The 13,878-nt window shown below is 42.3% G+C and carries 9 protein-coding genes; all 9 read left to right on the plus strand.

Features of this window, described 5'->3' with window-relative positions; translation table 11 throughout:
* The first annotated feature begins 55 nt into the window (after window positions 1–55).
* The 9 genes from guaB to BSCG_RS08085 all read left to right on the plus strand — a co-directional run bounded on the left by guaB (window position 56) and on the right by BSCG_RS08085 (window position 13,837).
* A complete protein-coding gene (gene guaB / locus BSCG_RS08125; RefSeq protein ID WP_004297169.1) occupies window positions 56–1,534 on the plus strand; it encodes an IMP dehydrogenase in 1,479 nt (492 codons plus the stop codon).
* Window positions 1,535–1,637: 103 nt separating this feature from the next.
* The gene (locus BSCG_RS08120; protein WP_008776669.1) at window positions 1,638–3,182 is read left to right on the plus strand and encodes a peptidylprolyl isomerase; all 1,545 of its coding nucleotides are present in this window, start codon (window positions 1,638–1,640) and stop codon (window positions 3,180–3,182) included.
* A 54-nt stretch (window positions 3,183–3,236) separates the two neighbouring features.
* Window positions 3,237–4,082: a hypothetical protein gene (locus BSCG_RS08115; RefSeq protein ID WP_004308632.1), complete on the plus strand. Its 846-nt coding sequence runs from the start codon at window positions 3,237–3,239 to the stop codon at window positions 4,080–4,082.
* Between the two features lie 9 nt (window positions 4,083–4,091).
* Window positions 4,092–5,474 (plus strand): peptidylprolyl isomerase, encoded by a 1,383-nt coding sequence (locus tag BSCG_RS08110; RefSeq protein ID WP_004297172.1) that lies wholly within the window; start codon window positions 4,092–4,094, stop codon window positions 5,472–5,474.
* 22 nt (window positions 5,475–5,496) lie between these two features.
* Window positions 5,497–7,260, plus strand: coding sequence for an OstA-like protein (locus BSCG_RS08105; RefSeq protein ID WP_032849638.1), 1,764 nt, complete (start codon window positions 5,497–5,499; stop codon window positions 7,258–7,260).
* A 1-nt stretch (window position 7,261) separates the two neighbouring features.
* Window positions 7,262–7,561: a hypothetical protein gene (locus BSCG_RS08100; protein ID WP_008776671.1), complete on the plus strand. Its 300-nt coding sequence runs from the start codon at window positions 7,262–7,264 to the stop codon at window positions 7,559–7,561.
* Window positions 7,562–7,578: 17 nt separating this feature from the next.
* Window positions 7,579–9,480 (plus strand): DNA mismatch repair endonuclease MutL, encoded by a 1,902-nt coding sequence (gene mutL, locus BSCG_RS08095; RefSeq protein WP_008776672.1) that lies wholly within the window; start codon window positions 7,579–7,581, stop codon window positions 9,478–9,480.
* A 103-nt stretch (window positions 9,481–9,583) separates the two neighbouring features.
* The gene (locus tag BSCG_RS08090; RefSeq protein WP_008776673.1) at window positions 9,584–10,771 is read left to right on the plus strand and encodes an OmpA family protein; all 1,188 of its coding nucleotides are present in this window, start codon (window positions 9,584–9,586) and stop codon (window positions 10,769–10,771) included.
* 720 nt (window positions 10,772–11,491) lie between these two features.
* Window positions 11,492–13,837, plus strand: a complete 2,346-nt coding sequence (locus BSCG_RS08085) for a DUF2339 domain-containing protein (protein ID WP_032849639.1) — start codon at window positions 11,492–11,494, stop codon at window positions 13,835–13,837.
* The last annotated feature ends 41 nt before the right edge of the window (window positions 13,838–13,878 follow it).

Consider the following 13,878-nt stretch of genomic DNA (forward strand, 5'->3'; position numbering starts at 1 on the left):
GGTTTTGAATAAAAACCGTATATTTGCACGCAATAATTTTTAAACGCATAGCCCTATGTCATTTATTGCTGATAAGATTGTAATGGATGGGTTGACTTACGACGACGTATTGTTGATCCCCGCTTATTCTGAAGTTTTACCGCGCACTGTCGATCTCTCGACTAAGTTTTCAAAAAACATTGAGTTAAAAATACCTTTTGTGACGGCTGCCATGGATACGGTTACCGAAGCGAAAATGGCGATTGCCATTGCTCGTGAAGGTGGTATCGGTGTGATTCACAAAAATATGTCTATCGAAGAACAGGCAAGACAAGTTGCTATCGTAAAGCGTGCCGAAAATGGTATGATTTATGACCCTGTAACGATTAAAAGAGGTTCTACTGTTCAGGATGCACTGGACATCATGGCGGAATATAAAATCGGTGGTATCCCTGTGGTAGATGATGAAGGTTATTTGGTGGGTATTGTAACCAACAGAGATTTGCGTTTCGAAAGAGACATGGCAAAACATATTGATCTTGTCATGACTCCGAAAGAAAGATTGGTGACTACTAACCAGTCTACTGACTTGGAATCTGCTGCACAGATTCTTCAGAAACATAAGATTGAGAAACTTCCGATTGTCGGAATGGACGGAAAGTTGATCGGTCTTGTCACTTATAAAGATATTACAAAAGCAAAAGATAAACCGATGGCTTGCAAAGACGCCAAAGGGCGTCTGCGTGTAGCTGCCGGTGTAGGTGTTACTGCCGATACGCTGGAACGTATGCAGGCATTGGTGGATGCCGGTGCAGATGCAATCGTGATTGATACAGCTCACGGACACTCTAAGTTTGTGATTGAAAAACTGAAAGAAGCAAAGAAACGCTTCCCGAATATTGATATTGTGGTAGGTAACATTGCTACCGGAGAAGCTGCCAAAGCTTTGGTGGAAGCTGGTGCGGATGCTGTGAAAGTAGGTATCGGCCCGGGTTCTATCTGTACCACTCGGGTGGTTGCCGGTGTAGGTGTTCCACAGTTATCGGCTGTCTATGATGTAGCAAAAGCGTTGAAGGGTACAGGTATTCCTTTGATTGCCGATGGTGGTTTGCGTTATTCGGGCGACGTGGTGAAAGCATTGGCTGCCGGAGGATATTGCGTAATGATCGGATCATTGGTTGCCGGAACAGAAGAATCTCCGGGTGACACTATTATCTTCAATGGTCGTAAATTCAAATCCTATCGTGGTATGGGTTCATTGGAAGCAATGGAGAACGGTTCGAAAGACCGCTACTTCCAGAGTGGAACGGCTGATGTGAAGAAGCTTGTTCCCGAAGGAATCGCTGCCCGTGTTCCTTATAAAGGTACGCTTTTCGAAGTTGTGTATCAGCTGACTGGTGGTTTGCGTGCAGGTATGGGATACTGTGGCGCTGCTAACATTGAGAAACTTCATGACGCTAAGTTTACCCGCATTACCAATGCAGGTGTAATGGAAAGTCATCCGCACGACGTGACGATTACCAGTGAATCGCCTAACTATAGCCGTCCGGAATAATAGATAGATACGGTGAACTATTAACGGTGAACGGTGAACAGGCTGTATAATCAGCAGGGTGTTCACTGCTCACCGTTTGTTGTTTGAAAAATAAAAATTGATGATGAAAAGAAGCCTGTTGTTGGGATGTATTTCTCTCTTTGTAGTCGCGGTCTTTGCACAGGAAGATCCGGTATTGATACGTGTTAACGGAAGAGAGATACTCCGTTCGGAATTTGAATATGCATACCGCCGTTATGCGGAACGTTCAAATGCCAGACTTTCGTCCAAAGAGTATGCGGCACTTTTCGCTCAATCGAAGTTGAAAGTGGAAGCAGCCAGGGCTGCCGGACTTGATACGACCTCTGTTTTTCGTAAACAACAGGAGAAATGCCGGACCGAGTTGGTGGAATCTTATCTGATAGACAGGCAAGTGATGGATAGTTGTGCCCGTGCTATCTATCAGAAGATGGGATTGAAAGCACGTAGCGGCAGGGTACAGGTGATGCAGATTTTCAAACGTTTGCCACAGACAATCACTTCCCGGCATTTAGAAGAAGAAAAAACGCGGATGGATTCTATATACCGGATGATACAGAATCAGCCGGATTTGAACTTTAACCGTTTGGTCGAAATATACTCGGATGATAAGCAAAGTAGATGGATCGAATGTCTGGAAACAACGAGCGAGTTTGAGAATGTTGCTTTCTCTCTGGCAAAAGGTATGGCATCGCAGCCCTTTTTCACTCCTGAAGGGATTCATATCTTGAAAGTGATGGATCGGGAGGAAACAGCTGCTTACGAAAATGTCAGTGCCAGGTTAATGGAACGGTTACGGCGCAAGGAGATTTTGGACAAAGGTACAGGCGCGGTGCTCGAACGCTTGAAAAAAGCATGGCAGTATGCTCCCAATCAGGCGGCAATGGAAGAACTGCTGGCGAAAGGCCGTACAGAACAAACCCTGTTTACGATTGACGGACAAGCATACACCGGAACTATGTTCACGCATTTTGCCTCTTCTCATCCTCAAGCTGTCAAACGGCAGTTGGAAGGATTTATAGCTAAGTCATTGCTGGATTATGAAAGCCGGAATATCGATAAAAAGCATCCGGAAATTCCTTATGCCTTGCGGGAATCTGATGAAAACTATTTGGTGGAAGAGATAACACGTCAGAAAATAGATTTGCCCGCAGCTAATGACTGGGCGGGATTGGCTACTTATTTTAAATTTCATTCGTCGGATTATCGGTGGGAGAGCCCCCGGTATAGAGGAGTCGTACTTCATTGCGTTGATAAAAAGACGGCAAAGCAAGCCAAAAAAATGCTGAAGAAAGTGCCAGAAAAAGAGTGGGCGGACAAGCTTCGGCAAACTTTTAATACATCCGGGGAGGAAAAGATACAAGTTGAACAAGGAATTTTTGCCGACGGAGACAATAAATATATAGATAAACTGGTTTTTAGGAAGGGTGATTTTGATCCTTTGATGTCTTATCCTTTTACTATTGTAGTAGGCGAAAAAATGAAAGGTCCGGATGATTATCGGGAAGTAATTGATCGGGTTCGAAAGGATTATCGAAGCTATCTTGACACGTGCTGGATGCGGGAATTGAGTGAGTCCGGTAAGGTTGAAATAAACCAAGAGGTTTTAAAAACAGTTAATAATAACTGATGTAACCGATTATTCACTATCTTCGTACCTTAAATAAGTAGATTTTAGTTGCCGATGCGAATATTAGTCCTCTTACTGATTACCCTTCTTGGTTGTGGAGCGTGCAAGGAACAGCACGACCACAAAGGAAAGACTCCTTTGGTAGAGGTGGACGGTAATTTTTTATATAAAGAAGATTTGATGTCCGTGCTTCCGGTCGGATTGTCAAAAGATGATAGCATTCTCTTCACCGAGCACTATATTCGTAGTTGGGCGGAAGAGATTTTATTGTATGAGAAAGCTGCGAACAATATCCCCGATAATGTGGATGTAGACAAGCTGGTGGAGAATTATCGGAAAGCGTTGATAATGCATACTTATCAGCAGGAGTTGATTAGCCAGAAGTTGGCGAATGATATTTCCGAACACGAGATAGCAGAGTATTACGGCAAAAACAAGGAATTGTTTAAACTGGAAGGTCCGTTGATTAAGGGATTGTTTATTAAAGTGCCGTTGACAGCTCCCCAGTTGAACAATGTGCGCAGATGGTATAAGTCGGAAAAACAGGATGCTATCGAGAGCCTGGAAAAATATAGTTTGCAGAATGCGGTGAAATATGAATATTTCTATGATAAATGGGTGTCCGTGACCGATGTCCTGGACATGATTCCGTTGAAAGTAGAGGCACCGGAAGAGTACGTAAACAAACACCGTCAGGTAGAATTGAAAGATACGGCTTATTATTATTTCCTGAATGTGAGCGATTATCGCGGAGTTGGTGAGGAGAAACCGTATGAATTTGCCCGCTCGGAAGTGAAAGACTTACTGGTAAATCAGAAACGGGTGAGCTTTATGGAACAGGTAAAGAACGACTTGTATCAGCAGGCGGTAAGTAAGAAGAAGATTATATATAATTATTAAATACAAAGAATGAAGAAGTTTGTGAACTTTAGATTTGTTGTTACCCTTGTCCTGGCAATATTTGCTAATGTGGCAACCTATGCACAAGATAATGTGGTTGATGAAGTAGTTTGGGTAGTAGGTGACGAAGCTATTTTAAAATCAGATGTAGAAGAGGCCCGTATGGATGCCTTGTATAATGGACGCAGATTCGAAGGCGATCCTTATTGTGTAATTCCTGAAGAGATTGCTGTGCAGAAGTTATTCCTGCATCAGGCAAAGTTGGACAGTATCGAGGTTTCCGAAGCGGAAATCATCCAGCGTGTGGATATGATGACCAATATGTACATCCAGCAGATCGGTTCCAGAGAGAAAATGGAGGAGTATTTCAATAAAACATCCACCCAGATTCGTGAAACTTTGCGTGATAATGCACGTGACGGATTGACGGTTCAGAAGATGCAGCAGAAACTGGCAGGAGATATCAAAGTGACTCCGGCAGAAGTACGCCGTTACTTCAAAGATCTTCCACAGGATAGTATCCCTTACATTCCTACACAGGTGGAAGTGCAGATTATTACTTTGCAACCCAAAATACCCGTTTCGGAAATCGAGGATGTAAAGAGGACACTGCGTGATTATACGGATCGTGTGACAAAAGGAGAAATCGACTTCTCTACATTGGCCCGTTTGTATTCTGAAGATAAGGCTTCTGCCATTAAAGGTGGTGAATGTGGATTTATGGGACGTGGTATGATGGACCCCGCTTATGCGAATGTGGCATTCAGCTTGCAGGACCCGAAGAAAGTTTCCAAAATTGTAGAATCGGAATTTGGTTTCCATATTATCCAGTTGATTGAGAAGCGTGGTGACCGTGTTAATACCCGCCATATCCTGTTGCGTCCGAAAGTCTCGGAAAAAGAACTGACCGAGGCTTGTGCCCGTCTGGATTCTATTGCAGATGATATTCGTGCTAACAAATTCACATTTGATGATGCCGCTGCCGTTATCTCACAAGATAAGGATACCCGCAACAATCACGGTATCATGGTGAACATCAATGAACATTCTGGTATCACTACTTCTAAGTTCCAGATGCAGGATCTTCCTCAAGACGTTGCTAAGGTAGTGGATAAGATGAATGTTGGCGAGATTTCCAAAGCTTTTACAATGATTAATGAGAAAGATGGAAAAGAAGTATGCGCTATCGTGAAATTGAAAACTAAAATCAATGGTCATAAAGCAACCATCGCGGAAGACTATCAGGATCTGAAAGAAATCGTAATGGATAAGCGTCGCGAAGAGGTGTTGCAGAAATGGATTCTGAACAAGCAAAAACACACTTATGTACGCATCAACGAAAACTGGCAGAAGTGTGACTTCAAGTATCCGGGTTGGGTCAAGAATGACTGATATAACCTTGCTTTGACTTTATATGCTGAAAAAGAATAAGAAAAATAAACAACAAGACAGGCATAGATGGCTCCTTATAGGCTTTCTATGCCTGTTTGGTGTATGTCTTGTGGCACAAGTGAGGCCGACGGGACAGAAACCCACGGCAGGGGCTTCGACAAAATCGACTGCGGATACGTCTAAGACGGCTCCCAAAACCAAAACGCCGGCGGGTAATAAGAAACAATCGGACAACAAGAAGCAACCGGAGAATAAAAAGACCAAAGTTTACTTGCTCCATGCTGACGAAGGACAGGCGGATAAGCTGGCACGTCCGGATGTGCAGGTGTTGATTGGTAACGTGAAGTTGCGCCATGACAGTATGTATATGTACTGTGACAGTGCACTGATTTTTGAGAAAACCAACTCCGTAGAAGCCTTCAGCAATGTGCGTATGGAACAGGGAGACACCTTGTTCATCTATGGTGATTATCTTTATTATGACGGAATGACGCAAATTGCGCAACTTCGTGAAAATGTGAAGATGATTAACCGGAACACGACCCTGCTGACGGACAGTTTGAACTACGACCGTCTCTATGATCTCGGATATTATTTCGAGGGGGGAACTTTGATGGATGAAGAGAATGTACTGACTTCTGACTGGGGCGAATATAGCCCTGCAACAAAACAGTCGGTATTCAACCATGATGTGAAGTTGGTGAACCCTAAGTTTGTGTTGACCTCCGATACATTGAGGTATAATACCGAAAACAAAATAGCAGTGATTCTCGGACCTTCCAATATTGTCAGTGATAATAATCATATCTATTCGGAACGGGGATTCTATAACACATTGACCGAACAAGCGGAATTGTTGGACCGTTCGGTCCTGACCAATCAGGGGAAGAAACTTGTAGGCGACAGTCTGTTCTATGACCGGGTAATCGGTTACGGAGAAGCATTCGATAATGTGAAGATGACAGACTCCATCAATAAGAATATGCTAACGGGCGATTATTGTTTCTATAATGAATTGACGGACTCCGCGTTTGCAACAAAACGTGCTGTTGCTATCGATTATTCACAGGGAGACAGTCTTTATATGCATGGGGATACTTTGCAGATGGTGTCCTATAATCTGAATACCGATTCTTTGTACCGGTTGATGAAGGCTTACCATAAAGTACGTATGTATCGTACAGATGTTCAGGGAGTATGTGACTCACTGGTCTATAATTCGAAAGATTCTTGTATGACCATGTATACTGACCCTATTCTTTGGAATGACGGACAGCAACTGCTTGGTGAGCAGATCAAGATTTATATGAATGACAGCACGATTGACTGGGCGCACATTATCAACCAGGCGTTGACAGTGGAGATGAAAGACTCTATTCACTATAATCAAGTGTCCGGCAAGGAGATGAAAGCCTATTTCGTTAATGGAGATATGCGCCATATTGAAGTGATCGGTAATGTGCTGACAGCTTTTTATCCTGAAGAGAAAGACAGTACGATGACCGGATTTAATTGTCTGGAAGGTAGTATGCTGCATCTTTATATGAAGGATAAGAGAATGGAAAAAGGACTTTTTATCGGTAAATCCAACGGAACGATGTATCCGATGGACCAGATACCACCTGATAAACTGCGTCTTCCCACTTTTGCCTGGTTCGACTATGTCCGTCCGCTAAATAAGGACGATATTTTCAACTGGCGCAGCAAGCGTGCGGGAGAAACATTGAAGCCGACTACCGACCGGCGACCAAAGACAGAAAAGCGAAACTTAATAAATATGAAGTAGTATGGGAATGTTTAACTCAATGAGAAAGCCCCGAGGCTTTAATCATCAATACATTTATGTAGACGAGCGGAAAGAAAAGCTCGCTAAGATGGAGGAGAACGCCAAACGTGACTTGGGGATGTTGCCGGAGAAAGAATTTAATCCGGAAGATATTCGCGGTAAATTCGTCGAAGGTACTACACATTTGAAAAGAAGAAAAGCAAGTGGCCGCAAACCGGTCTCTTTCGGAATCATACTGATAATCATTGCCTTCCTTCTTTATCTGTGGCATTATTTAGCAACAGGAAGCTGGAATTTTTAATTGTTAATTTACGAAGTATGAGCGATATCATTCATTTGTTACCTGATTCGGTAGCTAACCAGATTGCTGCTGGTGAAGTGATACAACGTCCGGCATCTGTTATCAAGGAGCTAGTGGAGAATGCGATTGATGCAGATGCGCAAAATATACATGTGTTAGTGACTGATGCGGGTAAAACCTGTATTCAGGTGATTGATGATGGAAAAGGAATGTCCGAAACGGATGCCCGTCTCTCTTTTGAGCGGCATGCTACTTCCAAGATACGGGAAGCTGCGGACTTGTTTGCTTTGCGTACCATGGGATTTCGTGGGGAAGCATTGGCATCCATCGCAGCAGTGGCGCAGGTAGAACTGAAGACGCGTCCGGAATCGGAAGAATTGGGAACGAAACTGGTGATTGCGGGTTCTCAAGTGGAGAGCCAGGAGGCTATATCCTGTTCTAAAGGAAGTAACTTCTCTATAAAGAACCTGTTCTTTAATGTGCCTGCCCGTCGTAAATTTCTAAAGGCTAATTCCACTGAATTGAGCAATATCCTTGCCGAATTTGAGCGTATCGCTTTGGTGCATCCGGAAGTTGCCTTTTCGCTTTATAGTAATGATTCGGAACTGTTCAATCTTCCGGTATCACAGTTACGTCAGCGTATTCTTGCTATTTTCGGTAAGAAGCTCAACCAGCAATTACTGAATATAGACGTGAACACTACCATGGTGAAAATCTCCGGATACGTAGCCAAACCGGAGACTGCCCGTAAGAAAGGAGCCCATCAGTATTTCTTTGTCAACGGACGTTATATGCGCCATCCTTATTTTCATAAGGCAGTCATGGAGGCTTATGAGCAGTTGATTCCCGCCGGTGAACAGATTTCCTATTTTATCTATTTTGATGTAGATCCGGCTAATATTGATGTGAATATTCACCCGACAAAGACCGAGATCAAGTTTGAGAATGAGCAGGCCATCTGGCAGATACTTTCAGCATCCGTTAAGGAATCGTTGGGTAAGTTCAGTGCTATCCCTTCCATTGATTTTGATACGGAGGATATGCCTGATATTCCGGCATTTGAGGAAAAGATATCTTCCGAACCTCCGAAGGTACATTATAATACAGATTATAATCCGTTTAAAGTCTCTGCCGGTGGCGGTGGTGGCGGATCGTATAGTCGTTCGAAAGTAGAATGGGAGGATTTGTACGGAGGGCTGACAAAAGCCAGTAAGATGAATAATCCGCAGCCGGAACCCGAAATGGATTGGGAGGATTCTTCTATTGGAGGCGAACCGGCCTTCGTGGAAGAAAAGATAGAGACGGTGACATCCGCCGCTTCTTCTACTTTGTATGCCAACGAACCGGTGATGGAAAAAGGAAATCAGCATTTGCAGTTTAAAGGGCGGTTTATTTTGACTTCAGTTAAATCGGGTCTGATGCTAATCGATCAACACCGGGCACATATACGGGTGCTTTTTGATCGCTATATGGTACAGATTCAACAGAAACAGGGAGTATCTCAAGGCGTTCTCTTCCCGGAAATATTACAATTACCGGCTTCAGAAGCTGCTGTTCTTCAAAGCATTATGGATGATTTGTCGGCAGTCGGCTTCGATTTGAGCAATCTGGGAGGCGGTAGCTATGCCATCAATGGCATCCCTTCGGGTATTGAAGGACTGAATCCGGTCGAACTGGTGCGTAATATGCTACATACAGCGATGGAAAAAGGGAATGACGTTAAGGAAGAAATCCAAAATATTCTGGCATTAACATTGGCGCGGGCAGCGGCTATTGTCTACGGACAGGTGTTGAGTAATGAAGAAATGGTAAGCCTTGTAGACAACCTTTTTGCCTGTCCCTCACCGAATTACACACCCGATGGGAAAACCGTTTTGACAACCATTAAGGAGGAGGACATCGAAAGATTATTCAAATAAAACAAATAAATTCATCTTTTCCTAAAACCTTTTAGTTCAGTTCGTGTTATTTAAATAGTTCAACAAAGAAAAAGATTTAAATAACCACTTAACTATTAGGTATATGAAAAAGATTCTGATGTTGCTGGCATTTGCCGGCGTTGCGTCTGTCGCTTCTGCGCAGCAGACAATGACTGTAACTGAATACGAAGTGATTCAGGTGCAAGATAAATATCAAGTAATAACTAATCCTTTCTGGAGTAACTGGTTCTTCTCTGTAGGAGGAGGTGCCCAGGTATTGTATGGAAACAATGACCATATCGGTAAGTTCAGAGATCGTGTAGCTCCCACATTTAACGTGTCTGTTGGTAAATGGGTAACTCCGGGATTCGGATTGCGTTTGCAGTACAGCGGATTACAAGCCAAAGGATTTACCACCAGCGAAAATGCTAATTATGTGGTTGGCGGTCCGAGAGAAGATGGTTCTTACAAACAAAGATGGGACTACATGAACTTGCATGGTGATTTGATGATTAACCTGAATGCACTTTTCGGTGGATACAATCCGAACCGTGTATATGAAATTATCCCTTATATTGGTGCCGGTTGGGCTCATGCTTATTCTCGTCCTCACACTAACTCCGCTACTTTCAATGCAGGTATTATCAACCGTTTCCGTTTGTCGAATGCTGTTGACTTAAATCTGGAGTTGAGTGCAACAGGTCTGGAAGGCAAGTTTGACGGAGAACATGGAGGTAAACCCGATTATGATGGTATTTTAGGTGCTACCATCGGGGTGACTTATTATTTCCCGACTCGCGGATTCCAACGTCCGGTTCCACAGATTATCTCTGAACTTGAATTGAACCAGATGCGTAACCAGATGAATGCAATGGCAGCAGCTAATATGCAATTACAACAGCAGTTGGCAAATGCACAACAACCGGTTGAAGTAGAAGATACTGAAGAAGTTGTTATAACAGATACTAACATTGCTCCGCGTACTGTATTCTTCAAGATCGGTTCTGATAAATTATCTCCGCAGGAAGAAATGAACTTGTCATATCTTGCCAGCAAGATAAAAGAATCTCCGAACGCTACATACACAATCAACGGATATGCAGACTCTGCAACAGGTACTCCGGCTTTCAACCAGAAGTTGAGTTTGGAACGTGCACAAGTTGTTAAAGACCTGCTCGTTAAGAAGTACGGCATCTCTGCCGATAGATTGAAAGTTGCAGCCGGTGGTGGTGTTGACAAATTCGGTCAACCGATTCTGAACCGTGTAGTATTGGTCGAATCAGCACAGTAATCATATAATTTCAGTATTCGGCGATTCTTTGTGATCGCCTGCTGAAAGAGAGAAGGCGGCTGAAAGCGAATCCTGAAATAAGGTATTTTCGCTTTCAGCTGCCTTTTCTTTTCTTATTTTAGGACCATTAATACTTGCCTGGGCTTTTGATTATGAGTTTGAGGTATATGGAAGCGCTTACACTGATTATAAATGTAGGTTGTTTTACCTTGAAGAAGCATAGCTTTAGGGAACGTAAAGCATAACTTTTGCCTACCTAAAGCTACGCTTTAGAGGGGGAATAAGAGGTACTCCACACTTCCCCTGCAAATAGCTATTTTTTTCAATCCTCTTCACCTTTCTTCTGAACTCTCGATGAATAAACTGTTTGCGGGTGAAGGGAGGGCTTCTCATTACCGTATTCATCACATTACATATCGAAAAATGTCATTACAGTGCTTTCTAAAGTCATTGCATTAATTGTGGCAAACACTGCAATGTTTTTTTTAATCATCCCAATGAAAAAAATAAATCTATTAGCATATTTGTTTTTGCTATTAGCATCTTCCTTTTAGCTATAATGATATTCTGATTAGCTATAATGAAATTACATACAAAGCAAAGTGAAAGGGCTTGAATCTCTGTTAATTCACTCTTGATTTGAATCATTCTTACTGGAATAATCGCTCTGTGTAGCAATATTTTATATATTTGTGATATGGAACTCAAATCTAAAATATTATGGACGATATAAATACCGTATACGCACTACTCGTTTTAATTATGTTTTTTGTTTTATTGAGTAGGCTGGATAATCGTTTTGGGAAGATAGAAAGAGAACTGAACGAGATAAAAAAACGGATGGATGATTATCTCAAAGTTCAGCAAAGAGGGGTTACTGAAAAGGTAAAGCCTGAAGGAGAAGCATTGAAAAAGGAAAACGAAGATATCTCTGCATCACCTCAAATAATAGAAAAAACTTCGACACTAGAGACTAAACAGCAAAAAGAAACTGTACCGGAAAAACAGAAGCCGGTTGTTGAAACAGTTATCCGTGAGACACTGGAAGAAACACCTGAAAAGACGGTTGAAACAGAATTGGAAGATGTTTGTGTTGAGGCTGTTCCAAGACAAAAGAAACAAGTGAACTATGAGAAGTTCATCGGTGAGAATCTCTTCGGAAAGATCGGTATCCTTATATTCGTCATCGGTGTAGGTTTCTTTGTGAAGTATGCTATTGATAAGAATTGGATCAATGAGACTTTCCGTACCGTACTTGGTTTCCTGACGGGAGCTGTATTGCTGGCCGTTGCCGAACGGTTGCAAAAGAAATATCGTACATTTAGCTCGTTACTTGCGGGTGGCGCTTTTGCTGTATTCTATCTTACGGTTGCCATTGCATTCCATTATTATCATATCTTCTCGCAGACTATGGCGTTTATCATTCTGATAGGCGTCACTGTATTTATGTCTGTTTTGTCTGTGGTATACAATCGGCGCGAACTGGCCATCATTTCACTTGTCGGAGGATTTCTTGCACCTTTCATCGTAAGCAGTGGAGAGGGAAGTTATCTGGTACTGTTCACTTATGTAAGTATCCTGAATCTCGGTATGTTCGGACTTTCCATTTATAAGAAGTGGGGTGAGCTTCCGATGATCTCATTTGTCTTTACCTGGCTGATAATGGGAATCTTTCTTTTATTTAGCTATACCTCCAGTTCTACAGTTATTTCGGGGCACTTGTTTTTGTTTACCACTCTGTTTTATTTTATCTTTCTACTTCCGGTGTTCTCTATTCTTCGTGGGGAAGATATGCGAACAATGAGTCGGGGGCTGGTATTCGTCATTATAACGAATAACTTTATTTATCTGCTTTCGGGAGCTTTGTTCTTGCGGAATATGGGATGGTCTTTTAAAGCAAGCGGTTTGTTGAGCCTGTTCATTGCTCTTGTTAATTTAGGACTGGTGCTTTGGTTATGGAAGAGCCGGAAAGACTATAAATTCCTGGTGTATACCACTCTGGGGCTTGTGTTGACATTTGTCTCTATTACCGTTCCGATTCAGTTGGATGGAAACTGTATAACATTAGTTTGGGCGTCAGAAATGGTGTTATTATTATGGCTTTATATCAAGTCGAGAATCCGGGTATATGAATATGCGGCAAAGATACTGGTGGGACTCACCTTTATTTCTTACCTGATGGATATATATAGTGTAGTAATGCATGAGCATCATGCTGTCAGCACTATTTTCCTGAACAGTTCATTTGCCACCTCTTTGTTTGTAGGGCTGGCTATGGGAGCATTTGCTCTGTTGATGGGGTATTATAGACCATTCTTCTCTACAGCCCGTCAACTGAAATATGGTTTCTGGAATCCTTTCATGCTTTTTGTCTCTGTAGCCATACTTTATTATACATTTATGATGGAGTTTCACCTGCATTTTGAGGGAGCTACGAGGAGCGGAGCAATGTTCTTGTTTACTGCCATTGCCATTTCGAGTGTTTGTTATGCTTTTAGAAAACGATTCCCGATCACCCAATGTCTGACTTTCTATATGTTAGCTATTGGGATAAATACGCTTGTATATATCATAAATATATGGGGAGATCAATGGGAGAACATGGCTTTTGTGCCTGTTGTACTACGATGGTTCACGGCAGCATTTGTAATAGCGAATATATGCTATGTGGCACGCCAATACTATCTATTAATCGGCATCAAGAGTCGTTTCACTATTTATCTCAATATTCTGGTCACTCTTCTTTGGGTGACAATGGTACGCTCTTTCCTCTGGCAGGTAGGAGTGGATGATTTCAGTGCCGGACTTTCGCTTTCATTAAGTATTGCCGGATTTGTTCAGATGGGACTAGGGATGCGTTTGCATCAGAAAGTCATGCGCATGATAAGCCTTTCGACTTTTGGAATCGTTCTGCTTAAACTTGTATTTGATGATTTGTGGGCAATGCCTACTATCGGTAAGATCATTGTATTCATCATTCTCGGACTGATATTACTGATACTTTCATTCCTTTATCAGAAATTAAAGGATGTATTATTCAAGAATGATGAAGATGAAGTTAGCTAAATCTTAAATTATATATTATAATAAAGGCTGCCATTCTTTCT

Origin of the sequence: Bacteroides sp. 2_2_4, from assembly GCF_000157055.1 — a bacterium.
GTDB lineage: Bacteria > Bacteroidota > Bacteroidia > Bacteroidales > Bacteroidaceae > Bacteroides > Bacteroides ovatus.